At 60.9% G+C, this 26,377-nt stretch carries 24 protein-coding genes; 13 read left to right on the forward strand and 11 right to left on the reverse strand.

Features of this window, described 5'->3' with window-relative positions; all coding sequences use genetic code 11:
- The first annotated feature begins 226 nt into the window (after positions 1-226).
- Positions 227-1,450: an ATP-binding protein gene (locus C5J26_RS15230; protein ID WP_105402517.1), complete on the forward strand. Its 1,224-nt coding sequence runs from the start codon at positions 227-229 to the stop codon at positions 1,448-1,450.
- Positions 1,451-1,589: 139 nt separating this feature from the next.
- Here the strand turns inward: C5J26_RS15230 and C5J26_RS15235 are convergent, their stop codons facing one another.
- Positions 1,590-2,510: a LysR family transcriptional regulator gene (locus C5J26_RS15235; RefSeq protein WP_105402518.1), complete on the reverse strand. Its 921-nt coding sequence runs from the start codon at positions 2,508-2,510 to the stop codon at positions 1,590-1,592.
- Between the two features lie 193 nt (positions 2,511-2,703).
- Between C5J26_RS15235 and C5J26_RS15240 the strand changes: the two genes are divergently transcribed.
- From C5J26_RS15240 to C5J26_RS15275, 8 genes are all read left to right on the forward strand, one after another.
- A complete protein-coding gene (locus C5J26_RS15240; RefSeq protein WP_172745871.1) occupies positions 2,704-4,167 on the forward strand; it encodes an MmgE/PrpD family protein in 1,464 nt (487 codons plus the stop codon).
- A 78-nt stretch (positions 4,168-4,245) separates the two neighbouring features.
- Positions 4,246-5,826 (forward strand): ABC transporter substrate-binding protein, encoded by a 1,581-nt coding sequence (locus C5J26_RS15245; RefSeq protein WP_105402520.1) that lies wholly within the window; start codon positions 4,246-4,248, stop codon positions 5,824-5,826.
- A gap of 63 nt (positions 5,827-5,889) precedes the next feature.
- Entirely contained in the window at positions 5,890-6,861 is a 972-nt protein-coding gene (locus C5J26_RS15250) for an ABC transporter permease (protein WP_105402521.1), read from the forward strand.
- On the forward strand, positions 6,861-7,775 hold the full coding sequence (locus C5J26_RS15255; protein WP_105402522.1) for an ABC transporter permease: 915 nt from the start codon (positions 6,861-6,863) through the stop codon (positions 7,773-7,775). Before C5J26_RS15250 ends, C5J26_RS15255 begins: the two co-directional genes overlap by 1 nt.
- Complete coding sequence (locus C5J26_RS15260; RefSeq protein WP_105402523.1) at positions 7,775-8,776, forward strand: ABC transporter ATP-binding protein; 1,002 nt, start codon at positions 7,775-7,777, stop codon at positions 8,774-8,776. The genes C5J26_RS15255 and C5J26_RS15260 overlap by 1 nt, the downstream gene beginning before the upstream one ends.
- Before the next feature lie 8 nt (positions 8,777-8,784).
- Positions 8,785-9,801 carry an ABC transporter ATP-binding protein gene (locus C5J26_RS15265; RefSeq protein ID WP_245441181.1) on the forward strand — a complete coding sequence of 339 codons (1,017 nt, stop codon included), beginning with the start codon at positions 8,785-8,787 and terminating at the stop codon, positions 9,799-9,801.
- A gap of 2 nt (positions 9,802-9,803) precedes the next feature.
- Positions 9,804-11,051, forward strand: a complete 1,248-nt coding sequence (locus C5J26_RS15270; protein ID WP_105402525.1) for a M20/M25/M40 family metallo-hydrolase — start codon at positions 9,804-9,806, stop codon at positions 11,049-11,051.
- Positions 11,052-11,067: 16 nt separating this feature from the next.
- The gene (locus C5J26_RS15275; RefSeq protein ID WP_105402785.1) at positions 11,068-12,525 is read left to right on the forward strand and encodes a M20 family metallopeptidase; all 1,458 of its coding nucleotides are present in this window, start codon (positions 11,068-11,070) and stop codon (positions 12,523-12,525) included.
- Positions 12,526-12,629: 104 nt separating this feature from the next.
- Here C5J26_RS15275 and purU read toward each other — a convergent pair whose 3' ends face one another.
- The 6 genes from purU to C5J26_RS15305 form a co-directional block, all read right to left on the reverse strand.
- Positions 12,630-13,514 carry a formyltetrahydrofolate deformylase gene (purU, locus tag C5J26_RS15280; RefSeq protein ID WP_105402526.1) on the reverse strand — a complete coding sequence of 295 codons (885 nt, stop codon included), beginning with the start codon at positions 13,512-13,514 and terminating at the stop codon, positions 12,630-12,632.
- A gap of 114 nt (positions 13,515-13,628) precedes the next feature.
- Positions 13,629-14,711, reverse strand: a complete 1,083-nt coding sequence (locus C5J26_RS15285) for an ABC transporter permease (RefSeq protein ID WP_105402527.1) — start codon at positions 14,709-14,711, stop codon at positions 13,629-13,631.
- A 21-nt stretch (positions 14,712-14,732) separates the two neighbouring features.
- Complete coding sequence (locus C5J26_RS15290; RefSeq protein WP_105402528.1) at positions 14,733-16,286, reverse strand: sugar ABC transporter ATP-binding protein; 1,554 nt, start codon at positions 16,284-16,286, stop codon at positions 14,733-14,735.
- Between the two features lie 63 nt (positions 16,287-16,349).
- Positions 16,350-17,273 carry a sugar ABC transporter substrate-binding protein gene (locus C5J26_RS15295; protein WP_105402529.1) on the reverse strand — a complete coding sequence of 308 codons (924 nt, stop codon included), beginning with the start codon at positions 17,271-17,273 and terminating at the stop codon, positions 16,350-16,352.
- Positions 17,274-17,385: 112 nt separating this feature from the next.
- Entirely contained in the window at positions 17,386-18,198 is an 813-nt protein-coding gene (locus C5J26_RS15300; protein ID WP_105402530.1) for a TIM barrel protein, read from the reverse strand.
- 157 nt (positions 18,199-18,355) lie between these two features.
- Complete coding sequence (locus C5J26_RS15305; RefSeq protein ID WP_105402531.1) at positions 18,356-19,387, reverse strand: LacI family DNA-binding transcriptional regulator; 1,032 nt, start codon at positions 19,385-19,387, stop codon at positions 18,356-18,358.
- 172 nt (positions 19,388-19,559) lie between these two features.
- On the opposite strand from C5J26_RS15305, the gene C5J26_RS15310 reads away from it, so the two are divergent.
- From C5J26_RS15310 to C5J26_RS15325, 4 genes are read left to right on the forward strand one after another with little or no spacing between them, the layout of a single operon-like run.
- Complete coding sequence (locus tag C5J26_RS15310; RefSeq protein ID WP_105402532.1) at positions 19,560-20,651, forward strand: fatty acid desaturase family protein; 1,092 nt, start codon at positions 19,560-19,562, stop codon at positions 20,649-20,651.
- 44 nt (positions 20,652-20,695) lie between these two features.
- Positions 20,696-21,010 (forward strand): MocE family 2Fe-2S type ferredoxin, encoded by a 315-nt coding sequence (locus tag C5J26_RS15315; RefSeq protein WP_105402533.1) that lies wholly within the window; start codon positions 20,696-20,698, stop codon positions 21,008-21,010.
- Between the two features lies 1 nt (position 21,011).
- Positions 21,012-22,232 (forward strand): NAD(P)/FAD-dependent oxidoreductase, encoded by a 1,221-nt coding sequence (locus C5J26_RS15320; RefSeq protein ID WP_105402534.1) that lies wholly within the window; start codon positions 21,012-21,014, stop codon positions 22,230-22,232.
- Between the two features lie 25 nt (positions 22,233-22,257).
- Positions 22,258-23,052 carry a 3-methyl-2-oxobutanoate hydroxymethyltransferase gene (locus C5J26_RS15325; protein ID WP_105402535.1) on the forward strand — a complete coding sequence of 265 codons (795 nt, stop codon included), beginning with the start codon at positions 22,258-22,260 and terminating at the stop codon, positions 23,050-23,052.
- 196 nt (positions 23,053-23,248) lie between these two features.
- Here C5J26_RS15325 and C5J26_RS15330 read toward each other — a convergent pair whose 3' ends face one another.
- From C5J26_RS15330 to C5J26_RS15345, 4 genes are read right to left on the reverse strand one after another with little or no spacing between them, the layout of a single operon-like run.
- Complete coding sequence (locus C5J26_RS15330) at positions 23,249-24,097, reverse strand: transporter substrate-binding domain-containing protein (protein WP_105402536.1); 849 nt, start codon at positions 24,095-24,097, stop codon at positions 23,249-23,251.
- Between the two features lie 42 nt (positions 24,098-24,139).
- Entirely contained in the window at positions 24,140-24,922 is a 783-nt protein-coding gene (locus C5J26_RS15335) for an ABC transporter ATP-binding protein (protein ID WP_105402537.1), read from the reverse strand.
- Positions 24,919-25,641 carry an ABC transporter permease gene (locus C5J26_RS15340; protein WP_105402538.1) on the reverse strand — a complete coding sequence of 241 codons (723 nt, stop codon included), beginning with the start codon at positions 25,639-25,641 and terminating at the stop codon, positions 24,919-24,921. The genes C5J26_RS15335 and C5J26_RS15340 overlap by 4 nt, the downstream gene beginning before the upstream one ends.
- Positions 25,641-26,360, reverse strand: coding sequence for an ABC transporter permease (locus C5J26_RS15345; RefSeq protein ID WP_105402539.1), 720 nt, complete (start codon positions 26,358-26,360; stop codon positions 25,641-25,643). Before C5J26_RS15345 ends, C5J26_RS15340 begins: the two co-directional genes overlap by 1 nt.
- Positions 26,361-26,377: the final 17 nt, after the last annotated feature.

Consider the following 26,377-nt stretch of genomic DNA (forward strand, 5'->3'; position numbering starts at 1 on the left):
CTCCGGATACCCCTCCGCTGAGGATCAACTAAGCCAGTTCCGGTGCCAATGAGCGAAGGTTCAGCAGTGCCTGCGTGACCTCACACCTCCTCCATGCCGCAATCCGGCGTGCTACCTTGTTTTGGTTCTGGTTTCAATCAGTCGCCATGTGGATTTCAGATAGTCATTCCTTGACTTTCAATCGGTCATCTCCATAGTTTCAAACGGTTATCGAAGGAACGAAGCTATGCCGCTGTATCCAAGGCTCGTTGAGCAACGCGTTGCCGACGCCATGTCAGACACGCGAGTCGTGCTGATCGTGGGTCCCCGACAATCCGGAAAAACAACGTTGGCGAAGAAGATGGCCAACGAAGGGATGGAGTATTACACGCTGGACAATGCGACGACGCTCAGTGCCGCGCGACGGGATCCAGTTGGCTTTGTAAGAGGAATGGATCGCGCCATTCTCGATGAAATTCAGCGCGCTCCCGAGCTGTTGTTGGCGATCAAGGAAAGCGTGGATACTGACAAGCGTCCAGGGCGTTTCCTCCTGACCGGTTCAGCCAATCTCATGACGCTGCCACGCGTCGCAGACTCGCTCGCGGGGCGTATGGAGGTCGTCCGCTTGCTGCCGCTCGCTCAAAGCGAGATCAGAACGGCCGGTGGGAGTTTTTTGGTCGACGCCTTCCGAAACGAAGCTAAAGCCGGACAACCAACCGTCGGTGACGACCTGGTGGCTGCAGTTCTGGCAGGTGGATATCCGGAGGCATTGGGTCGCAAAACCTTGAACCGCAGACAGGACTGGTATGGGGATTATATCCAAGCGATCGTTCAACGCGACGTTCGCGATGTCGCGCAAATCGAGCAGATCGCGCAGATGCCGCGCCTGCTACGCATTCTGGCGGAACATTCGGGACAACTCGTGAACTATTCCGGAATTGGCGCCGCCATCGGGATGAACCACGTCACCACGCAAAAATACGTTGCCATATTCGAAAGCCTATTCCTCGCCAGAACGATCCAACCCTGGTTTTCCAACAAACTGAAACGCCTGACTAAGACCCCCAAAATACATTTCCTCGATTCTGGTCTTCTCGCCTCCCTTCGCGACCTCTCTCTCGAGAGACTCCGGGATGACAGAGGGCCGTTCGGAGCGTTGCTAGAGACTTTCGTCTTTGCCGAGGTCCTTAAACTCGCCAGCAGCGGACATACCCGCTTTGAGTTTTCACACTTTCGCGACAAGCAGCAGAACGAAGTCGATATCGTCATCGAAGACAGAAGAGGGAGGGTTGTCGGTATCGAGATAAAAGCGGCAGCATCCGTCTCGACTTCCGATTTTTCCGGATTGCGAATGTTAGCCGAAGCATGTGGAGAGCGGTTTGTTTCAGGCATGGTCCTGTACGACCATGACAAGGTGGTCCCGTTCGGGGAGCGCCTGTCCGCCGTGCCAATTTCGGCATTGTGGCGTTAGCGCGTAGGAATTTAGCTTCAGCCTCCAGACTAGAGCATTCTTGAAACTTCGACCGTTTCGATAAAAAATGGACCTCCGGTTCGGTTCCCGTCAACTGCAAGCAAGATGTAGAATGACGGGGTCGCAAGTTCTACTCCCATCAAGGTGGGAGATAGTCTTGTCGGGGTGATTTCGCGCAGAGTGCTTCCAGTTCCTTGGCAAAGGACATCACCACCGGCCGCAGGACGCTCCGGCGTCGGTAGGCTATGCCGATATTGCGGGTCCACGTCCGGCTGTCGAGCTTCAGGGCCACAAACTGCGCATCGCGTCCCTGCACAAACACGCTGGTGCGGGTGAGATAACTGAGCCATTTTGAGCCGGCGATCATCGACATCTGGAATGTCGATGAGGTTGTTTCGCAGATCGCGAGAGGGCGAGGAAGCTGCGCGGTAGCAAACAGGGCCTCGAGCGCCAGCCGGTCCGGTTCCGGCCGGGCAGGGATCACCCAGCGATATTCTATCAGATCGACAAGGCTCACTTTGGCAAGCTTCACCAGTTCATGATCGCGGTCCGCGACGATGTCGACTGGAATTTCAAGCAAATTGAGAAACTCGATCTCTTCGGAAATCTCCTTCGGCCGAGCCATCACGGCAATGTCGATGGCGCCATTGAGCAGGGAAGCGTAAAGCGCTGAGCTGAGTTCCTCGTTGAGTGAAACATCGACTTCCGGCTGGGCTTTGAGAAATCGCTTGATCGCGGTCGGCACGATTTCCCGCATTGCCGTTGCAACCGCACCGATGCGTAGCCGGCCTCGACGGGCACCCCGCATCGCGTCCAATTCGTTCCGCGCCTCGTCCGTCAAGGAGAGCACGAGCTCTCCATATTCAATCAGCCGCAGTCCGTAGTCAGTTGGTTTGACGCCCCAGGGACCACGATCCAGGAGACGAACGCCCAACGACTCTTCCAGTGCGCGAATGCTCTTGCTGAGCGCGGGCTGTGTCACATTTAATCTCTCGGCTGCGACCCCGAAGCTGGCATAACGCGCCACCAGAACCAGATTTCTCAACTGCCTCAGATCCACGGTCTCTCCAATCGCATGTCCAATAACTTCCGGTTATCCAAATAGCTTCTGGCATCGTCTATTCTCTCGAAGGCCGCAGTTCTTGTGGCGCGTCGCTCTCATATTGGGAGGTTCAAAGCCCGTCCGCAGTCATTCTATTATAACTAAAATTCATCATGCACGACCATTTAGTTTCTTGCCGATGCCTATCCCTTTGGCCAAGATCGACCTCAATAACCGGCAACAAGGCCGGATGGGAACGACGATGCACGCGGTGACGGCGCAAAGAGCCTCTCAAATGGGCGACCAACGAAAACCAGCATTTCGGGCATTGTCCGAATGGGCGGCCGGTGCTTGCCACTTCAGTCCGTCTGCCTACCGTCGCGGTGAAGGCGCGTTCTTGGATATCTCGGCGTGTATGATCGCCGGAATGAATGACGTTTCGACCCGTTCCGTCGTCAACGTGATAGCCGAAGATGGCCTGGGGCAATGCTTCGCGTTCGGAGCATCCGGCAGAGTGAGCGCGCCCTGGGCGGCCCTGATCAATGGAACCGCGGCGCACGCACTCGATTTCGACGACAATTTCGCGCCAGCTTTTACTCATGCGACGGCGGTCCTCGCTCCCGCGCTTCTATCTTTGGTGAACGATCGTAAGGTCGGCGGGACCGCGCTCATCGATGCATTCATCGTCGGGTTGGAACTCCAGGGGCGCATTGGCCGCCTGATGCAGCCTGCCCACTATGAGCGCGGCTGGCATTCCACCTCGACAATCGGAGCTATCGGCACTGCCGGAGCTTGCGCGCGGCTGCTTGGCGCCACTCCGGACCAGGTGCTCGCTGCAATGAGCGCGGCAACCAGCATGGCTGCCGGTTCGAAGCTGCAGTTCGGTTCCATGATGAAGCCGATCCATGTCGGGCTCGCAGCGAAAAATGCCGTTCTTGCGGCTCGGTTTGCCATGGCTGGCATCAGCGCAAATGACGACCCTCTTGCCGGCGACTGGGGTTTTGCCGCGCTGACCGGGGCGGGCGACATTGGCGCCGAGGTCATGATCGAGGGTCTGGGCGAAACGCTGGAAATCGAGGTGAGCGGATTGCTCGTAAAGCGTTTCCCCTGCTGCGGAGCGGCCCATCGCAGCGTCGATGCCTTGGAAGTCCTGCAAAGAGAGCCGGGTTTTTCGATGGAGGCGATCGACCGGATCGAGACGTCTCTGCCCGAGATGGCAAAACGGAACCTGCGCTTCGACAGTCCCACCGATGAAATGGAAGCGCGGTTCAGCGGCACCTATTGCATGGCGCGAATGCTGGTCGACGGAGGGCTGGAACTCAAGCACTTCACGCCGGAAAGCGTTAGGGATGAGCGGATTGCCGCGTGGCTGCCTCGCATCCGCCTGATCGCCTACGACAATGCCCTGATGGTCGACGGCGCGAATTTCAAGACGATCACACGAGTATATCTGAAGGACGGCGGGGTCATGGAGGCGACGGTCAGCCATCCGAAAGGTTCGCCGGAGAACCCGCTGAACGAGGATGATCTCTTGGCAAAGTTTCAGGCGTGCTGCGCCTGGAGCGGCCACGCCGCAGCGGCTGAACCGCTCTTCGAGCTCGCCAGCGCGTTGGGAGCGGCGACCGACGTCGGTGACGTCATGGCGAGGATTGAAAGGATCCTGCGCATCCAATAGCCGGCCCATCCGGGTCGATCGGTAAAGGGAACTTCTTCGAAGAAATACAAAAACGAAGACAGAAAACGGAGTGAAATCATGAATAGCGTGAAAACCAGGCTGGCCGCTTCCGCAGTCTTCCTGCTTATGGGTGCATTTTCTCTTTCTGCGGCGGATCTGAAGATCGGTGTCAAATCGGAGCCCTCTTCGCTCGATCCGCAGTTCCACGTTCTCGTGCCGAACGTGCAGGTGACCTTCGCCATGTTCGATCCGCTTGTGATGATGGACCCGAAGCTGGTGCCCCAGCCTGCGCTGGCCGAGAGCTGGAAGCCGACCAGCGACACGGTCTGGGAATTTACCCTGCGGAAGGATGCAAAATTCTCCGATGGTTCGCCGCTGACCGCCGATGACGTGGTTTTCACGTTCGACCGCATTCCGAAAGTTCCGAACAGCCCCACGGCTTTCACGCTGTTCACCCGCCAGATCGCCAAGGTGGAGGCAGCGGATGCGCACGCGGTGCGCATCACTACAAAGCAGCCCTATCCGCTGCTGGTCACCGACATTGCCAACCTGCCGATCCTGTCAAAGGCCGCCGCATCCGGCCCGGCTCCGGAAGGCAAGACGACCGTCGAGTTCAACCGCGGCGAAGGACTTGTCGGCACCGGGCCGTTCAAGTTCGTTTCCTGGCAAAAGGGCGCGGATCTGGTTCTGGAGCGCAATCCGAATTATTGGGGCAAGCCGGCGGCATGGGACAACGTGATCTATCGTCCGATGACCAATCCGGCGGCCCGCGCGGCTGCCCTCCTGTCCGGCGACATTGACATGATGGAAGACCCGCCGACGACGGACCTGGAACAGTTCAAGACGAACCCCAAGCTCTCGGTCGCGGAAGCTCCCGGCACCCGTATCGTCTATATCGCTCTGGACCAGAAGGGCGAACCAAGCCCCGGCATCCCCGGCCAGGGCAACAAGAACCCGTTGATGGACAAGCGGGTCCGCGAAGCGCTTTCGCTGTCCATCGATCGCAAGGCGATCGCCGAACGGGTGATGGGCGGGGTCGCCGTCGCAACGGGAGACCTGCTGCCCGAGCCGATGTTCGGCGCGGTCAAGGCACGGCAGGCCGCACCGGCGGTCGACACCGCCAAGGCCAAGGCGCTGCTTGCCGAAGCCGGTTATCCCAACGGCTTCCAGATCACGCTCGGCACTCCGAACGGCCGCTACGTCAATGACGCCCGCATCGCGCAGACGATCGCCGCCATGTGGACGCGTGCCGGCGTCAAAGCCGAAGTCGCCGCCGCCGCTCCGCCGGTGTTCTTCAAGAGCCGCGACAATTTCGAATACAGCGCCTATCTCGCCGCCTGGGGAAATTCCACGGGCGAGATCTCTACGACGCTGCGGTCGCTGGTCGGAACCCGCGAACCGTCCAAGGGATCCGGCACGTCGAACGGTGGGCGCTATTCCAATCCGGACCTCGACGCGCTTCTCGACAAGGCATCCGCCACGATGGATGACAAAGCCCGCAAAGAGCTGCTGCAGAAGGCCGACGAGATGGTTCTGTCCGACTACGGCATCATTCCGGTACATTTCGAAGTGCCGGTCTGGGCGCTGCGCAAGGGCCTGAGCTACGCTGCCCGCGCCGATCAGTATACCCTGCCTCAGGACGTCACGTCCGCGAAGTAATCAAGTTTCCGGCCTGCTTCGCGATGCGCAGCAGGCCGGAACACGCGAAAGAAGGACAGGCGAGTGCCCGTTTTTATCATCAACAGACTGTTTCAGGCGCTCGGCGTGATCCTTGTCATGTCGGTCCTGGTCTTCGTCGGCCTTTACCTGATCGGTGATCCGACGTCGATGCTGGTGAGTCCCGAGGCAACGGAGATCGAACGGCAGGCGCTGCGCAAGGCGCTTGGTCTCGATCAATCGATATGGCTTCAATACCTGACGTTTCTTGGAAATGCCGCGCAGGGTGATTTCGGTCGCAGCTTTCTCACCGGCCAACCGGCGCTGCAGCTGATCATCGAGCGCATGCCCGCGACCGTCGAACTCGTGATCGTCGCCATGACATTTTCCGTCGTCGGCGTTCCCCTGGGCATACTGGCCGGGTTGCGGCCAAAGGCGCCGTCCAGCAAGGCGATCATGACGGGCTCGATTCTCGGCTTCAGCCTGCCGAATTTCTGGATCGGCCTCATGCTGATCATGCTGTTTGCGGTCTATCTCGGTGTCCTGCCGGCCTCGGCACGCGGAGAAACCGTCAATGTCGGTCCGGTCGCATTCAGCATATTGACGATCGATGGCTGGCAGCATCTGGCGCTGCCGGCGCTCACGCTCGGTCTGGCCAAAGCCGCGCTGATGATCCGCGTCACCAGAGCTGCCACCCGCGAAGTCCTGCCGATGGATTACATCAAATTCGCCCGCGCCAAAGGACTGCGCCCCTCTCGCATTCTCAACGTCCACCTGCTGAAGAACATCCTGATCCCGATCATCACTGTCGCAGGTTTGGAATTCGGCCAGGCCATCGCATTTGCGGTGGTCACCGAGAGCGTCTTCTCCTGGCCCGGGATGGGCAAGCTGCTGATCGATTCCATCATCACCCTCGATCGTCCCGTGGTCGTCGCCTACCTGATCATGATGGTGTTTTTCCTGGTGATCCTGAACCTCGTCGTCGACATTCTCTACATGGCGATTGACCCGAGTGCCCGCGAAAAGGTGCGCGACTGATGAGCACGCCAACCACCGTTTTACCCACGACAACCGTCGAGGAATCGCCCTTCCGCCGTTTTGTGGTCCAGTTCAGGGAAAACAAGCTGGCTATGGCGGGACTGATCCTGATGATCCTGCTTGCGATTCCAGCCTTTGGGGCGCCGTGGATCGCTCCTCAGAACCCCTATGATATCGGTGCGCTTGATATTCTGGATTCGCAGATGCCGCCAGGCAGCGTCGCCGAGGTTAGCGGCATCACCCATTGGCTCGGCACGGACAGCCAGGCCCGCGACGTCCTCTCCGCCGTTCTCTACGGCATGCGGACGAGCCTGCTGGTTGCGTTCTTGTCCGTCACGGTTTCACTTCTGATCGGCTCGACGGTCGGCCTCTGCGCGGCCTATTTCGGCGGCTGGCTGGACGCCCTGCTGATGCGCATCGTTGACATCCAGCTTTCCTTCCCGGCGATCCTCGTGGCGCTGGTGATGCTTTCGGTCCTCGGCCAGGGACTGGACAAGGTGATCATCGCGCTCATCATCGTGCAATGGGCTTATTTTGCCCGGACCGTGCGCGGCACCGCCCTTGTGGAGCGCAATCGCGAGTACGTTCTCGCGGCCCGCTGTCTCTCGCTCGGCTGGCGGCGCATCATTGCCCGCCACCTGTTGCCGAACTGTCTTCCGCCGCTGATCGTCATCGCCACGATCGATCTTGCGAACGCCATCGCACTGGAGGCGACGCTTTCCTTCCTCGGCGTTGGCGTTCCGGTCACCCAGCCGTCGCTTGGCATGCTGATTGCCAACGGTTTCGAATTCATGCTGTCCGGTCAGTATTGGATTTCGTTCTTCCCGGGGATCGCGCTCGCTCTCGCCATCGTCGGCATCAATCTCGTGGGCGATCATCTCCGCGACATTCTCAACCCGAGGAATGCCCTGTGATGGACGTAAGCAGCATGCAAGCAACTGCGACGGCCAGACGGGAGCCGCTGCTCTCGATCAAGGGGCTGAAAACCCATTTCACCACGAGAACAGGCGTTGTGAAAGCAGTCGACGGGGTCGATATCGAACTCGGTCGCGGCGAAATCCTCGGCCTTGTCGGCGAGTCCGGTTCCGGCAAGTCGATCACCGGCTTCTCCATTCTGGGTCTGATCGATCCGCCCGGCCGTATTGTGGACGGCAGCATAGACTATGACGGCCTCAACCTGGTTTCGATGGGCGAGGAGGCGCGCCGGCAACTGCGCGGCAACGACATCGCGATGATCTTCCAGGATCCGTCGATGACGCTCAATCCGGTTCTACGCATCGACACGCAGTTGATCGAAACGGTCCAGGCCCATGCGCAGGTCAGCACGGCGGAAGCCCGGCAGCGGGCCAGGGATGTGCTCGTGCAGGTCGGCATTCCATCTCCCGATGAACGCCTGAAAGCCTATCCCTACGAACTCTCCGGCGGCATGCGGCAGCGTATCGCCATCGCCATCGCTCTTATCAACAAGCCGAAGCTCATCATCGCCGACGAGCCGACGACCGCGCTCGACGTGTCGATCCAGGGCCAGATCATCTATGAGGTGAAGCAGCTTTGCCGCAAGACTGGCACCGCGCTTATCTGGATCACCCACGACCTCGCGGTCGTTGCCGGTCTCGCCGACCGTATCTCGGTCATGTATGTCGGCCGCATCGTCGAGACGGGCGCTACTGCCGACGTAATCAAGAGGCCTTTGCACCCCTACACGCAAGGGCTGATCGATTCCGTCCCTTCGCATGCCACGCGTGGCCACCGACTTCACCAGATCAAGGGCATGACCCCGTCACTGCTCAACCTGCCACAGGGCTGCGCCTTTCGCGAACGATGCGAGAAGGCGACACCCGAATGTCTGGTCGCACCCGAACCGACGCCGTTGCCGGGCGGGAGATCGGTGCGTTGCTGGAATCCAGCTCTATGAGACAGGACATGACGACAGAAAAAAACCAGCAGGAACCGATGCTGGAACTTCGTTCCCTCGCCAAGACGTTCACCAAGCCGGTCGGCGTGGCCGGGCACATCGCCAACCTCTTTGGCGCCGGGGTCAAGAGGATCGACGTGCGCGCCGTCGCAGGCATCGATCTTTCCGTCAGAAGGGGGGAGGTCGTCGGGATCGTCGGCGAGTCCGGCTGCGGCAAGTCCACCGTCGCAAGGATGATCGCCGGTATCAGCAGTATCAGCGCCGGCACCATCAGCTACAAAGGGGTTCCGTCCGCGACGATGACGCCCCAGCAGCGCCAGGATTTTGCGCTGAGCGTCCAGATGATTTTTCAGGACCCGTTCGCCTCGCTTAATCCGCGCATGCGCGTGATCGACATCATCGGTGAAGCGCCCGTCGCCCACGGGTTGATCCGCAAGGCCGAGCAGCGGGCCTACGTCGTCGACCTCATGGAAAAGGTTGGACTTTCCGGCGCCTATGCCAATCGCTACCCGCACCAGTTTTCCGGCGGTCAGCGGCAGCGCATCGGCATTGCCCGTGCTCTTGCGGTCAAGCCATCATTGATCATCTGCGACGAGGCGGTCGCGGCACTCGACGTATCGATCCAGGCGCAGGTGCTGAACCTCTTCATGGATCTGCGCGACGAGCTGGACCTGACCTATCTGTTCATTTCGCACAATCTCGGGGTCGTCGAACATATCTCCGACCGTGTGGTCATCATGTATCTCGGCCGGGTGGTGGAAATCGCACCGACGGAAGAGCTCTTTTCCACGCCCAGCCATCCCTATACGCGGCTGTTGCTGGAGCAGTTGCCGGTGCTTGAAGCCGGGGAACGCGACTACAAGCCGATCCAGGGCGAGCTCCCGTCGCCGCTCAATCCTCCATCGGGTTGTCCGTTCCATCCGCGCTGCCCGCGCGCGATGGATCGCTGCAAGCGAGACATTCCCGAACTCAAAGCGATTGGCCCTGGGCGCCTTTCAGCCTGTCATCTCAACGAAGCGGCCTGACCATGCAAATCTTTAAAACCACCCCGCTCGCCGGAGACACCTTGATCCCGGCGCTCCTCGTCAGCGCGCCTTTCAGGGCTGCAGTCAATTCACTCGCACAAACGCATGATCGTTTCATCAGCGAGCTCGTAACACTCACCGAAATTCCGGCACCTCCCTTCAAGGAAGAAGTCCGCGGGCGGGCGTACCGGGACATGCTGGAGGCTGCGGGCTTGAAGGATGTCGCGATCGATTCCATCGGCAATGTCACGGGCGTTCGCCGGGGAAAGGCTTCGGGCGGGCGTATGATCGCGGTTTCCGCTCACGTCGATACCGTGTTTCCCGAGGGGACCGATGTTACCGTCCGGCGTGAGGGTTTTCGTCTTTCCGCACCGGGCGTGGGCGACAACACCCGTGGCCTTGCCGCCATCCTGGCCTATCTCCGTGCTCTCGATGCCGTCGGAATGGAAACTCGGGACGACATTCTCGTTCTGGCGAGCGTTGGCGAGGAAGGCGAAGGCGATCTGCGTGGCATGCGGCACTTCTTTGCCAACAGCGCCTATCGTGGCCGAATTGCCGCTCTCATATGCCTTGATGGCCCGACGCCGGCCGATACTATCGTTTCCGCGGGAACGGGATCGAAACGCTACCGGGTGACGTTCCGAGGGCCGGGTGGCCATAGCTTTGCTGATCATGGCATCGTCAATCCGATGATTGCCGCAGCCCGTGCTGTTGTCGAACTCGGGCGTCTTTCCTTGCCGGACGACCCGAAGACCACGTGCAGTTCCACGGTCATAAAAGGCGGCAGTTCCGTCAATGCCATCCCTGCTGAGGTTTCGCTGATGGTGGACCTGCGTTCCAATTCGGCATCTGAACTGGTGGACCTCGATACCCGTTTTCGCCAGATCGTGCTGCAATCCTGCCATGTCGAGAACGATAGCCGCTCTATCGAGAAGGGCTCAATTGCTGTCGAGATCGTGCTGATAGGCGATCGGCCGGCCGGGTTCACCACCGATGGTGAACTGACGCGATCTGCAGCGGCCGCCATCGCAGCGATTGGCCAGACCCCGGTGTTCAGCTCGTTTTCGACAGATGCCAACGTCGCCATGAGCCTCGGCGTTCCAGCCGTTACCCTTTCGTGGGGAGGGAAGGGCGGCGACGCCCATACGCTGGGCGAGTGGACGGACGTGGATCCGGCGACGACTCTTCCGGAAATGTCCGTCGGACTGGCCGTGCTGCTCGCCTGCGCGGGCGCCGATATTCTGAAGTGATCGAGGAATGACCGATATGCAGGACAAGGCTGACGCGACACGGCGCAACGACGTTCTCGACGCCGACCATATTTCACGCTGCGCCGACGCCAAGGCTCCGGCCTTCATCGATCTCAGCGATCGCGTCTGGGGCATGCCGGAGCTGCGTTTCGAGGAGTTCCGATCGGTGGAGGAGCATATTGCCGCTATGGAAGCCGAAGGCTTTCGTGTCACCCGCGGGATCGCAGGAATGAAGACCGCCTTCGTGGCCCAAGCAGGCGAAGGTGACGTCACGATCGGGTTCCTTGGGGAGTTCGACGCTCTGGCCGAGCTTTCCCAGGAAGCCGGCATCACGGAGCAGCGGGCTGCCGAGCCGGGCGCCAATGGCCACGGATGTCATCACAACCTCCTGGGCGCCGCATCGCTTCTTGCGGCAGTCGCCCTCCGGGACGCTTTGGCCGAAAGCGGTGTGAAGGCACGGGTTCGATATTATGGGTGCCCTGCCGAAGAGGGGGGATCGGGTAAGACCTATATGGCGCGCGCAGGCGCATTTGATGATCTGGATGCCGCCTTCTGCTGGCACCCTTGCGTCTACAACGCCGTCATGTCCTCTTCGACGCTCGCCAATATCCAGGCCTATTTTCGCTTCAGCGGTCGTGCGGCGCATGCCGCGATGAGCCCGCAGGTCGGTCGCAGCGCTCTCGACGCCGTCGAGCTGATGAATGTCGGCATCAACTATATGCGCGAGCATATGCCCTCGGACGCCCGTGTGCATTATGCGATTACCCAGACTGGCGGCATTTCTCCCAATGTCGTGCAGGCTTCCGCAGAAGGTCTCTACCTGGTCCGTGCGCCAAGCCTCGGTGATGTCCGCAGCCTTTTTGAGCGGTTGCGCAAGATCGCCGAGGGTGCTGCGCTCATGACCGAGACGAAGGTCGAGATGGTGTTCGACCGCGCCACTTCGAATATCCTCCCCAACCGTACCCTGGAGGAGGTGATGCATGAGCAGTTTACGAGGCTGGGTGCCCCCGATTTCGATGAGGCGGACTTCGACTTCGCCGACAGGTTACGGGCCGCCGCACTGACGGATGACGACGTCCGCGCGAGCGCCGAAGCCTTTGGCGGGCCGGCCGATTATCCGAAAACTCTGCATGATGGGATTCTGCCGCTGCCAGAAAAGCCCGGCCTGCTCTTTGGTTCGACGGATGTGGGCGATGTCAGCTGGGTTGTGCCCACCGCGCAGTGCCTGACAGCGACCGCGGCGATTGGCACGCCGTTTCATGCCTGGCAGACCGTAACACAAGGCAAGCTGCCGGCCGCCCACAAGGCCATGGTCACGGCCGCCAAGGTGATGGCGGCAACCGCTGCAAGGGCGATTGCCAATCCGGCATTGTTGTCGCGCGCCAAGGAAGAATTGCACGGACGGCGTGGTGGGCTGGCGTATCGGACCCCGCTCCCCAAAGACAGTGAGCCACCGATCCGAGCCGACCGATAGGTAGTTCTAAATAGAAGCGGCTCACCTGGTCGCCGGCAGCTCGTGAGGTTTCCGCTTCGATCACGGCAGCAGCGGTGGTCGTCCCTCGATGACAATGGCCACGTTCACCCCATGCGCTCGGAGGCATAGGAACCCGGGCTCGCCGGGAAGACGACGGTGCGATGTCCGTTAATGAAGGTGCGGTGGTGGATATGGGCGTGGATGGCGCGCGCCAGCACCTGGCTTTCGACGTCGCGGCCGAGAGAGACGTAGTCATCCGGAGACTGCGCATGAGTGACGCGCACGGTGTCCTGTTCGATGATCGGACCTTCGTCGAGATCGGCGGTGACGTAATGGGCCGTGGCGCCAATCAGCTTTACGCCACGTTCGAAAGCCTGCTTGTAGGGATTGGCGCCCTTGAACGACGGCAGGAAGGAATGATGGATGTTGATGATCCGGCCGGACATCTTCTGGCACATCTGATCGGACAGGATCTGCATGTAGCGGGCAAGCACGATGAGTTCGGTGCCGGTCTGCCCGACGAGGTCCATGATGCGCGCTTCGGCCTCAGGCTTGTTGGCCTCGGTCACCGGAATATGATGGAAGGGGATATCGTGATTGACCACGACCTTCTGGTAGTCGAAGTGGTTGGAGACCACGCCGACGATCTCGATCGGCAGTGCGCCGATCTTCCAGCGGTAGAGCAGGTCGTTCAGGCAGTGGCCGAAACGCGATACCATCAGCAGGACCTTCTCCCGCTTGGCGGCATCATGCAGGCTCCAGGTCATGCCGAAACGCTCGGCGATAACGGGGAAGCCCTGTGCGAGCTTCGCTTCATTGGCCTCTTCCTCGGAGATGAAGGAGACGCGCATGAAGAACCGACAGGTGCCGAGGTCGTCGAATTGGGATGAATCCACGATGTTGCAGCCCTGATCGGCGAGATAGCCGGAGACCGCAGCGACGATGCCGCGGGTCGACGGACAGGAAATGGTCAAAACATAGGTCTTCATGGTCATCTCGCGAATGGCCTGTGACGGCGTCATCTGAATTGTAGGACGGGTGCATAGGGGGAGGCGGTGCAGGTTGCTCGCAACCAGCACCGCCTCGGCGCCTGGGGAGGTTCTTCAGGCGCGGGATTTCTTGCGTTGGCGGTGCACGTCGATGACGACTGCCGCGACGATGATCGCGCCCTTGACGATCTCCTGGTAGTAGGCGCCGACCTTGAGGAAAGTGAAGCCGGAGGTCACCACACCGAGAATAATCGTACCGATTACCGTCCCGGTGATCCGGCCGACGCCGCCGGAGAGCGAAGCGCCGCCGATGACGGCCGCCGCGATGGCGTCGAGTTCGAAGGAGACGCCCATGTTCGGCTGGCCGGACTGGGCGCGGGCAGCGAGCATGACGCCGGCGAGGCCGGAGAGCAGGCCGGCCACCGCATAGACCTTGATCAGGTGCTTGCCGATATCGATCCCCGAGACGCGTGCAGCCTGGCTGTTGGCGCCGATGGCATAGGTGAACTTGCCGTAGCGGGTATAGGACAATGCGACGTGGAAGATGATTGCCACGGCGAAGAAGACGATGACCGTTCGCGGGACGGGAAAGCCCCAGAGACTGAAGCTCTGGCCGAGCCAGGCGAAGTTTTCGTTGAGCAAAGCGACGGGTTGGCCTTCGGTATACCATTTGGCCAGGCCGCGGACTGAAACCATCATGCCAAGAGTGGCAATGAAGGGCGGAATGCCTGTCTTGGCGATGAGAAGGCCGTTCAGATAACCCAGGAATGCGCCGAGCAGCACGCCGACCAGAAGCGGCCAGAACGGGCTTGAATCGATGAACCAGTCCAGGCCGAAAGCGGCGTATTCCGGTTGCAGGAAAACGGCCCGAGCATTCAGCGAGGTCTGGGCGAAGCTCGCAGCCACCATGGCGATAAACCCGACCATGGAGCCGGACGAGAGATCGACCCCGCCGGTGATGATGACCTGCGTCACGCCGACGGCGATGATCCCCGTGACGGCGACCTGCAGGACGATGATGGACAAGCGCTGCTTGTTCGCCAGAAAGCTTTCGCCCACGACGTACCAGCCGATCACTTCGAAGATAAGGGCGATCCCGATCAGGACGGCCAGGATCGAGAATTCCGGTGGAAGTCGCCGAATTTTCTTCAAGCCCGTCTTGGAGGTCTCCCCCAGTTCGTTGATGGCATCAGACATGATATCCTCCCGGCTGTGCCGTCAGCGCGACGCCAGCTCCATTATCTTGACTTGATCGGCTTCGGCCCTGTCCAGGATGCCTGTGACCCGCCCCTCATGCAGCACGACGATGCGATCACTCATGCCGAGCACCTCAGGCATCTCCGACGAGATCATGATGATCGCCACACCCTGGCCCGCGAGCTGCGAGATCAGCCGGTGGATCTCGGCCTTGGCGCCGACATCTATGCCGCGGGTGGGTTCGTCGAGGATCAGGATCTTCGGATTGGTCATCAGCCAGCGACAGATCAGGACTTTCTGCTGGTTGCCACCCGACAGGTTGATGATCGGCTCCCGCATGTCTGGCGTGCGAACCCTGAGGCGGTTGGCCATGTCGGTGGCCGCCTTCCGCAGCTTTTCCTGCTCTACGAAGCCGAGCTGCACATAGCGCTGTTGCAGCACCGCCATCTGCGCGTTTTCCTGGATGTCGAGCAGCAGGAAACAACCGGTTTCCTTTCGATCCTCCGTCAGAAACGCCATGCCGTGCGCCATGGCGACGGACGGCGAGGAGACGGTCAATTGCTTGCCGAAGAGCTCGATCGTCCCGGAACTTGCGGGCGTCACGCCGAAGATCGTCTCCGCGACGTTGGACCGGCCCGAGCCGACGAGGCCGGCAAAGCCGAGGATCTCGCCGGCCCGGAGATCGAACGACACGTCGCGGAAGACGCCGTTCAGCGTCAGCCCTTTTACCGACAGCACGACGTCGCCGATCTGCGCCGGTTCTTTCGGGAACATCTGGGTGATCTCGCGCCCGACCATCATGCGGATGATGTCTTCGCGGGTCACCTCCGAGGAATTGCAGGTCGCAACGTACTTGCCGTCGCGAAAGACGGAGAACTCGTCAGCGATCTCGAAGAGTTCGTTCATCTTGTGGGTGATGTAGATGATGCCCTTTCCTTCCTCGCGGAGGGAACGGATGATCCGGAAGAGGTGGTTCACCTCCCTCTCGGTGAGGGCCGATGTCGGTTCGTCCATGATGAGGACATCGGAATCGAAGGATACGGCCTTGGCGATCTCCACCATCTGGCGGTTGGCCACGCTGAGCTTGCCGACCTTGATTTCAGGATCGATCTCGATCCCGAGGCGCTCAAACAGCGCGTCCGTCCGACGGTTCATTTCGGCATGGTCCACGATACCGAAACGTCCGAGCGGCTCACGGCCGATCCAGATGTTTTCCGACACGGTCATGGGCGCCATCAGATTCAGTTCCTGATGGATCATCGCGATTCCGTTCTGAAGCGCGTCGAGCGGATTCTTGAGGCGGATGTCGACGCCACGCAGTTTGAACGAGCCGCTGTCGGGCGTGTAGATGCCCGCGAGGATCTTCATCAGCGTGGACTTGCCGGCGCCGTTCTCGCCCATGAGGGCATGCACCGTCCCGCGTTTCAGCTTCAACTGCACGTTGTCCAGAGCAACGACCCCTGGAAATTCCTTGCGCACGTCCTCGACTTCGAGAAGATATTTGCTGCCCGGAACAGCGCCGCTCCTGCGAACGGCCTCCATGGTCTGGGGACTGATGATGCGTTCAGCCGACATGGTGGTCCTCCTCCACGAGAGTGATCCGCTGCCTCGCAAGGCAGCGGATCGGCCCATTCTCGGTCAATTCTTCGTCGTGAACTTGGTCATGTTTTCAGGCGTCACGAGCTGGAACGGGATCCAGACCTTGGCGTCCACCTTCTCACCCTTGGCGAGCTTTATGGCAGCGGCGACCGCACCCGAGCCCTGGCCGAAGGCATCCTGGAACACGGATACATCCAGATTGCCTGCCTTCATGTAGGCGAGCGCTTCCTGGGTGGCATCGATGCCCGCAACGACCACGTCCTTCATATTCCAGCCGGCGGATTTCATGGCGTTGATCGCGCCAATCGCCATGTTGTCGTTGTTGGCGATGACAGCCGCCGGCTTGTGACCGGCCGCGATCCAGTTGGTCATCAGGTCCTGCGCCTTGACCGGATCCCATACGGCGGTCTGCTGGTCGAGGATCTTGATGCCCTTGCAGTCCGGCGTTGCGATCACGTCGTGGATGTCCTTGGTGCGCTGGACGGCAGCCTGGTTGGCAAGATCGCCGACCATGACAAGGATATCGCCCTTGCCGCCCAGGAGGCGACATACTTCCTTGGTCTGCAGCGTGCCGGACTGAACTTCGTCGGAGGCGACGAATGCCCCCTTGGGGCCAAGCTTGTCGACGTCTGCCGGCATCCGGTTGACGTAGACGATCGGGATGCCGGCATCGTTCGCCAGCTTCGTCATCGGCGCCGTTGCCGTGGTATCGACGGCATTGACGATGATCGCATCGGCCTTCGAGGCGATGAAGTTCTGGATCTGGGAAAGCTGCTTCTGAACGTCATCATCCGCGATTTCGATCTGGACCGGCTGTTTTGCATCGGCCGCAGACTTTTCGATACCCTTGCGCAGAACGGTCAGGAACGTGTCGGAGTTGGCCATGGACACGCCAATATTGCCCGCATAGGCGCTCGATGCCATCAGAACGCCGAGCGCGGCACCCGCCAAAAATTTCTTCATCTCTTCCTCCTCTGAAACGGTGCCCGGCGAACACCTCAAAAAGCCGGTCGCCTCCTCCCCGAAGGCAATCTCACGAACCAGTCCGGTCACTGCCACCGGATCGGTGAAGACGTCAAAGTCTGTCCCGGATCCGCTCCATGCTATTGCGGACCATCGCTTGCGGATCGCTCGATGCGTGAACGGATGACGCGAACGGTTCGAACGAGAACGGGCCGGGATAACCAGCGTCGACGAGCGCACGGATTTGACCGATATTGTCCAGCCGGTCCCGTGCCGTCACCATCACGCGATGCGGGTCGCGCATGGCGTCGATTCTGACGTCCTGGTCATCGACGCCTGAAATGTGCACCAGCCCCGTCAAATCCGGGAAGATATCCGGCTCGCCAGCCAGCACGTGGTGGAAAGTATCATGAACCAGCTTGAAGCTCTGGCGGCCATTGATCGCGGCAATCGCTTCCGCTGCTTCTTTCTTGGAGCGAAGCGAGCAGATCTGGAAACCGAGCGGCTCCACGAGGCCGATGAGGTTATTGGCCTGCAGGATGGGTTTCAGTGCCTTGAGCGCAACGCGCAAATTCCCCTGACGCTCACCCTCCAGCCTGCCGCTTCCGTCGTTGACGGGTACCAGAACCAGAGCTTTTGCGCCGCAGGCAGCGGCATAAGCGGCCAGTTCCCGGGCTTCCGCTTCCCGTTCCGGCGTCCATTCGTTGAAGCGCTGCAGGGCATTGATCGAAATGATCTCGGTTCCGCGCGTCTTTGCCAGGTCGCGGACCGTCTCGGGTGAAGTCCCGTCGAGTACGGCATTACCCGCAAGATCGTTGCGGATTTCGAATTGCCGAACACCGAGCGACATGCCCAGTTCGAAAAAAGCGCCGAGCGGCATGTGTGGCGCAACCATGTGGTTGAGCGCGAAGGTAAGCGCGGCCATGAGTTCTCCCGAAGTTTGGCGCGGCCGGCTTTCCTCCTCCGTCCCGCCGAACGAAGTCATCAGGTTTCGTGGCGTTGGTCAAAGAAGAAATAGCAATATTCTATTTCATTCATGAAAGAATTTGCAGATTGTTATGATGGATTTCCATCATCGCGGCTCAGATGTTTTCCGGCACATAAATTTCGAGCGGCAGGAAAGTCTGGCCTGGCGCCGTCGCGGGGCCGGTATCCACCGCCTCGACCATCAGCTGGACGAGTTCGCGGCACAGATTGGCAAGCGGTGTCGCAATCGCCATGGTCACGATCTCATCGGCCAGCGCTGCGCGGGAAATTGGCGTCAGTTCGTTGACGACGATAACATGCTTGCCGCCGAGCTTTTCTTCCCGGATGGCGGAAATGGCGCCTTCCATTCCGCCGCCGGCAACATAGAAACCCACAAGATCCGGATGGCGGTGCAACAGATCCAGCGTTGCCTCGTGGGTGATTTCCACCGTTTCCAGGTTCACCAGCGTGTCGAGAACCTCGAAGTCGGGGGCGTGTTCGCGGAAGTAGGACCGAAAGCCGATCTCGCGCAATTCGTGACCGTGAAAGCGGTGACTGCCGACGAAAACAGCCACTTTCCCAGGGTTTTTTGCAGCCCTCGTGATCATCCAGGCTGCCGTCCGGCCGGCCTTGCGGTTGTTGAGCCCGACATAGCCCTCGCGGATGCCGGAGGCGAAATCGGACAGGAGTGAGAATACCGGGATGCCCTTTGCCTTCAGTTCTTCCGCTGCCACCGTCAGGGCCGGATAGTCCGGGGATGTCATGGCGACCGCCTGATTCCTGACACCTACCTCTCTCAGCTTGTCGGCCAATTCGCTCGGTGTCTGGTTGGCGCAGAATTCGATCTGCGCCACGCCGCGAATGCCGGGATGATTCTGGACGGCGATCTCGAGTTCCCGCTTGAAGCTCTGGTAGAAATGGTGGTTGGGCTTCTGCAGGATGAAGCCCAGCCGGTATTGCGGCAGCCCCTCGAACACTCGCTGCCGCAGCAATCCTACGGCATGGAAGCCAATCTCGTTTGCCGCGTCATAGACGCGCCGCGCCGTGTCCTCGCGCACCTTGTGCCGCCCGTTCAGCACGCGGTCCACGGTTGCGACGCTCACTCCCGCAGTCTTGGCCAGATCCGCGATCGTCGGTCTTGATCCCATCTGTTCCTCCCTCAAGTGAGAGGTTTCTATCATGGAATAAATCAAGAATGATAGCTTTTGATAGAATATATCATGCGTGGATTGTGATCCGTCAGAACAACGATAATCCTCAAGATCAGATTCCATGCGGCGCCTTTGATGGCGACCGCATCGAAACCGATGGAGGAGATCTATGGCGAGGACAGCGGCAAAGCGTGACTACAGCCTGCTTGGGCGCGATGCGCAGGCGGCGGTGGCCAATGGGCTCGCGGCGGCGCAGTGGTATCATACCGAGGTTCCGCGCAAGCAGATGAAGGAATTGATGAAGCGGGAGGATGGGCCAGCCCTCCGGGACACGGCGATCTGGCTTGGCTGTATAGTCGTCTTTGCAGCGCTTGGCATCTATTTCTGGGGCAGCCTCTGGGCGATCCCTTTCTTCCTCGCCTACGGCGTGTTCTACGGGTCCGCCTCGGACAGCCGCTGGCATGAATGCGGTCATGGCACGGCATTCAAGACGATGTGGATGAACAACTTTGTCTACCAGATCGCCTGTTTCATGATCATGCGCAATCCGGTGACCTGGCGCTGGAGCCATACCCGGCACCACACCGATACGGTCATTGTCGGCCGGGATCCGGAAATCGCGGTGATGCGTCCGCCGGATCTCCTGCGGCTGATCCTCAATTTGTTCGGCCTGCTGGATGCCTGGCATGCGGTGATCGACATGGTCCGAAACGCGTTTGGCGTCATCAGCGCCGAAGAGAAGATCATCATTCCGGAGACGGAGCAGCCGAAGGCGATCCGCGTCGCGCGCATCTGGCTCGCGATCTATGTGGCGACCGTTGCGCTCGCGATCGCCCTGAATTCGATCCTGCCGCTGATGCTGATCGGCATGCCGCGCCTTTATGGTGCCTGGCACCATGTCATGACCGGCCTGTTGCAGCATGGCGGCCTTGCCGACAACGTCACCGACCACCGGCTAAACAGCCGCACGGTCTACATGAACCCGATCAGCCGCTTCATCTACTGGAACATGAACTATCACGTGGAGCATCACATGTTCCCGATGGTGCCCTATCACGCGCTGCCGAAGCTGCACCAGACCATCAAGGACGATCTGCCGGCACCCAATCCGTCGATCCTCGACGGTTATCGCGAGATGATCCCTGCCTTCCTGCGCCAGCTCCGAAACGAGGATTATTTCCTGAAGCGCGAGTTGCCGCCGACGGCAAAGCCCTATCGCGAAGACTTCCACAGCGACGCAATGGCGCCAGCGGCGGAGTGACGCCGGCATCCGACAAAATAAGCTATAAAGGGGAGGAGAGCTCGATGAGCACCTGGATCGACGTCTGCGACAAGGACGAGATCGACGAAGAGGATGTCATCCGCTTCGATCACGCCGGCAAGAGCTACGCCGTCTATCGCAGCCCGGAAGACAGTTTCCACGCGACCGACGGACATTGCACGCACGAGAATGTCCATCTGGCCGATGGTCTGGTGATGGACGATATCATCGAATGTCCGAAGCACAACGGCCGCTTCAACTACAAGACCGGCCAAGCCAAGGGCGCGCCTGTCTGCGTCAACCTCAAGACTTATGCGGTCAAGGTCGATGGTGGCCGCGTCTTCATCCAGGTCGGCTGAGATGGGTGACAAAGGCATGGTGATCGTCGGCGCCGGCGAAGCGGGCGTGCGCGCGGCCTTTGCCCTGCGGGAGCGGGGTTACCAGGGGACCGTCACGCTGATCGGCGACGAACCGCATCTCCCTTACGAACGTCCGCCCCTGTCGAAGGGGGGCGAGGAAGCCGGGACCGTCCGGGCGATCGTCGCAAGCGAACGTTTTGCCGAGGCCGGGATCACCTTCCTGCGAGGGCAGCGGGCTATCTCGCTCGACCTGGCACGCCATGCGCTGCGACTGGAAGCGGGCGAAATACTGTCCTACGAACGGCTGCTGCTCGCAACCGGCGCCGCGCCGCGCCGGTTTCCAGGCCTTGCCACGAGCGATCGTATCCATGTGCTGCGGACCGTCGAGGACGCGTCCGCCATTCGTCGCCACATGCGGGAGGATGGCCGCGTGGCCATTCTCGGCGGCGGCTTCATCGGGCTCGAACTGGCCGCGATGGGCCGGAAACTCGGGACGGCCGTCACCTTGTTTGAGGCGCAACCGCGCGTGTTGATGCGCGGTGTTCCCGAAAAGCTTGCGCTCGCCTTGCAGGCACGGCACGCGGCAGAAGGCGTGGAACTCCTCTGCGGCGTGGGGATCGAGACCATCGCCGATGGCGAGAGCGGCGTTACCATCGGGTTCGCCGATGGTCGCCGGATCGAGGTCGATGCGGTCGTGGTCGGGATCGGTGCCCAGCCCAACACCCGTCTTGCCGCAGAAGCAGGGCTTGCGATCGACAACGGCATAGCCGTCGATCGCCATCTGGCGACCAGCGATCCGCACATTTTCGCGGCCGGCGACTGCTGCTCCTTTCCCGTCACCGCCTATGGCGGCCGGCGCGTCCGGCTTGAATCCTGGCGCAACGCACAGGAACAGGGCAGCGTCGCGGCGGCCAACATGCTGGGAGAGGCCGCATCCTTCGATGCGGTGCCCTGGTTCTGGTCGGACCAATACGACCTGACGCTGCAGGTGGCCGGCCTGTCCGACGGCGCGACATCGACCGTCGGCCGGACGCTGTCGCCGGAGGCCGAGATCCTGTTTCACCTCGACGCGGAGGGGCGATTGCTGGCAGCCAGCGGGCTTGGCCCCGTCGGTGCCGTTGCCCGCGACATTCGACTGGCCGAAATGCTGATCGCCAGGGGCACGCGCGCCGATCCTGCGGCACTCGCCGATCCTTCCGTCAAACTGAAATCCCTTCTGTGAGCGCCTGGCGCCAAAGGATGCATCGATGAAATCCAACCGTCCCACCGTTGCCGATATCCTGGCGCTCAAGGGCAAGCGCCAGCTCAGCATGCTTCGTGTCGTCACGCTCGAGGAGGCGGAAGCCGCCGATAAGGCCGGGATTGAAATGGTCTCCGCGCCGCCAGCGCTCCTGGGGCCTGCGTTCCGCGAGGTGGCGCCAAGTGTCTTTGCCGTGCCGGGGCTCGAATATGGCGACTTCGTCACGACGGAGGAATATCTGCGGGGGGCCTTCAAAGCGATGCGCGCCGGTGGCGACGCCGTCTATTGCGCGGCGAACCTCCGGATCATCCGCGAGCTCAGGGACGAGGGCATTCCCGTCTGCAGCCATGTCGGCCTCATTCCCTCGAAGGCGACCTGGACCGGTGGCTTCAAGGCGGTCGGCAAGACCGCCGACAGCGCGATGGCGATCTGGAATGCCGTCAAGGCCCTCGAGGAGGCTGGCGCCTTCGCCGCCGAGATCGAGGTGGTTCCTGCCGAAGTTGCCTCGCTGATCAGCGCCCGGACGTCTCTCTTCATGATCTCGATGGGGGCGGGCGCCGGTTGCGACGCGCAATATCTCTTTGCCGATGACGTGCTCGGACAGAACCGCGGGCATGTGCCCCGACATTCGAAGACCTATCGCAACTTTGCCGCAGAGTTCGACCGCCTGCAGCACGAGCGCATCGCAGCGTTCCGGGAATTCCGTCAGGACGTCGAGAGCGGAGCCTATCCGGCAGAGCCGCACAATGTCGGCGTGGCGAGCGAGGAACTTGCCCGCTTCCGCGATATGATCAACGGCTGATCGGACGCCGGCCGCCTACGCGCTCCAGAAACTCCTCGTGGCTCTACGGCGCTCGCGGCGTTACGAACGGTAGCTGATCCGGAACGCGCAGCTTCCAAGTCAAGCAACCGAAACCAGCCTCGTGTTCGTGACTGCCGTAACACGAAGGTCCGGTTGTGAAAAGGCCGCGGGATGCCGCGGCCTTCTGATTAGAAGATTATTGCGGTGTCATGTCGAAGCCGAACCACTTCATGGACAGCTTCGTCGTCGTCCCGTCCGCTTTGGCGGCGGCGATCGCCTCGTCGAATTTCTGCTTGAGCCCAGTATCCCCCTTGCGAAGACCGACCGAGCTGCCGGCGCCGAGGAAACCACCCTGGAAGCGAGGGCCGACAATCGTCAGGTCGCTGTTTGTCGGCTTCTGCACGGCGGTCATCAGGTAACCCATTGATGCCATGACAAAATCGACGCGGCCGGAAACGAGATCGAGGTCATGCTGTTCCGTGGTCTTGTACTCGCGAACCTGCACGACGCCCTTCAGATATTCGTCGATGAAGCGTGCGGCGATCGAGGCCGTCTGGACGCCAACCGTCTTGCCCTGCAGCAGCGGCTTCAGCTGTTCGACAGCCTTGCGGGCGCCGGCCTCATTGGAGGCGAGCGAAAAGAGTTCGTCCTTCAGGGGCATTTTTGCCAGGGGGCTGTCCTTGAGCGTCGCGAAGGACTGGCCGGTGCTACCGTAGGACATGGAGAAGTCGATGACTTCCTTGCGCTTTTCCGTGGCCGACATGCCGGCCATGATGGCATCGAACTTGCCGGCATTGAGGGCCGGGATGATGCCGTCGAAGGCTTGCGCGACGAACGCGCACTTGATTTTCATGCGCTCGCAGAGGTTCTTGCCAAGATCGATGTCGTAGCCGTCCAGCGTGCCGTCCGGTCGGGTCAGATTGTAAGGCGGAAAGGCGCCCTCCGTGGCGATGACGATTTCCGTTTTGTCCTGCGCCGCGGCGGCCGTCGCCATCAGCGTCATGGCGGTGAAAGCAGCGGCGATTGCCGTGTTGACGAATTTCATCTGTCAGTTCCCTCTCTTTGTTTGGGTAGAATGTCGAGCGGCTCAGCCGCTGATGAATTTCCGGAAGCGCTCGGACTTCGCGTTGGTGAACATGTCCTGCGGCCGGCCTTCCTCCTCGATCGCGCCCTGGTGCAGGAAGATGACCCGGCTCGAGACATCACGCGCGAAGCCCATTTCGTGCGTGACGACCAGCATGGTCCGGCCTTCTTCGGCAAGCGCCCGCATTACACGCAGCACTTCGCCGACAAGTTCCGGGTCAAGCGCCGAGGTCGGCTCGTCGAACAGCATCACCTTCGGCCGCATGGCGAGCGCGCGGGCGATGGCGGCCCGTTGCTGCTGCCCGCCGGAAAGATGCGCCGGATAGTGATTGCGCTTTTCGGCAATGCCAACCTTGGCAAGCAGAGCTTCCGCCTCCTCCAGGCATTCGGCGCGCGAACGCTTCTGCACGTGCAGAGGCGCTTCCATGATGTTTTCGAGCACGGTCTTGTGGGACCAGAGATTGAAGCTCTGGAACACCATGCCGAGTTCGGAGCGGATACGCTCCACCTGCCGGCGGTCGGCAATGCGGCTCTTGCCGGAGCCGGTCGGCTTCATGCGGATGGTTTCGCCGGCAACGGTGATTTCGCCGGCATCGGGTGTCTCCAGCATATTGATGCAGCGGAGCATGGTAGACTTGCCAGAGCCGGAGGAGCCGAGGATCGAGACGACCTCGCCCTCGCATGCTTCCATGTCGATACCCTTCAGCACTTCGATGGGACCGAAACTCTTGCGAAGCCCGCGCACGGTGATCGCCGCCGGTGCGGGTGGATTGGTCGAACGCGTCATCTAGTGGCTCCCGTGGACGTGCTGGGCAAGGCCGCAGGCTGGCGCAGGTGCGGGCTCAATTGATACTCGGCGAGGGCGACAAGCCGGGTGAGGATGAAGTTGATGGCGAGATAGATGGCGCCGGCGACGACGAAGACTTCGATCGCCCGATAGGTCTCGGAGATCAGTTTGGCCGCGACGCCGGTCACCTCCATGATGGTGATGATCGAGGCAAGCGACGTCGCCTTCACCATCGAGATCATCTCGTTGGAATAACCGGGCAGAGCCTGGCGGATCGCGAGCGGCAAGGCAATGCGCCGAAAGGCCATGAAATGGGACATGCCGCAGGCGCGCGCCGCTTCGATCTGGCCGAACGGGACCGAGAGCAGGCCGCCACGAATGATTTCGGCGGAATAGGCGGCGGTGTTCAGCATCAAGGCGATGACAGCGCACCAGTAGGGATCGCGCAACACCACCCACAGCATGCTCTGGCGGACATCACGGAACTGGCCAAGGCCGTAATAGATCAGGAAGATCTGGACGAGCAGTGGCGTGCCGCGGAAGACGAAGATATAGGCCCTCGCGAACCAGTCGAGCGGCAGGATACCGGACAGCCGGCTGAGTGCCAGGCCAAGGGCCAGGAACACGCCGAGTACGATTGCGCTCGCGGCAAGCTGCAGCGTCAGCGGTACGGCAGCAATCAGGCTGAGGAAGGTTTCCCAGAGAAACGGCAGATCCATCAACCCCTCCTGACGCCGCGCGTGAAGCGCTTTTCGCTGAATTGCAGGAGACCGCCGGAAACCGTTGAAATAGCCAGGTAGACGGCAGCGGCGATGACATAGAAATTAAAGGGCAGGCCGGTGGAGCCGGCGCCGATCTGCGACTGCCGAAGGAGCTCGACGACGCCCGTAACCGAAACCAGCGCGGATTCCTTCAAGACGACCTGCCAGACATTCCCCATGCCGGGAATCGCGTGGCGCAGCGTCAGCGGCGCGAGGATCCTGCGAAACCGCAGGGAGCGCGACATGCCGCAGGCGATCGCCGCCTCCAACTCGCCGGAATGGACCGCTCGATAGGCGCCGCGAAAGACCTCCGTCTGCTGTGCGCCGGAGGTAATGCCGACAGCGAGCGCGCCGGCCAGGAAGCCCGGAAACCCGATGAATCCTTCAGCGCCGAATAACCTGCCGATCGCTGTCACTGCGGCACTGCCCCCGAAATAGAAGAGATAGATGACCAGAAGATCGGGTATGCCGCGCAGAACGGTGGTGTAGAAACCCGCGATCCCGCGCGTCAGCGGGCCGCCCGAAACTTTTGCCCAAGCACCGAAGACGCCGATCACCGCACCGATCGCGAAACCGGCGATGGCGATCAGGACGGTCATGACGGTGGCCGCGGCGAGCGCCATGCCCCAGCCATTCGGGCCGGTTCCGATCAGATCCAGTATTGTCGGCTGGTTCATGGAGACCTCATCCACAT

It is taken from the genome of Neorhizobium sp. T7_12 (genome assembly GCF_002968535.1).
Classification (GTDB): Bacteria; Pseudomonadota; Alphaproteobacteria; order Rhizobiales; family Rhizobiaceae; genus Neorhizobium; species Neorhizobium tomejilense.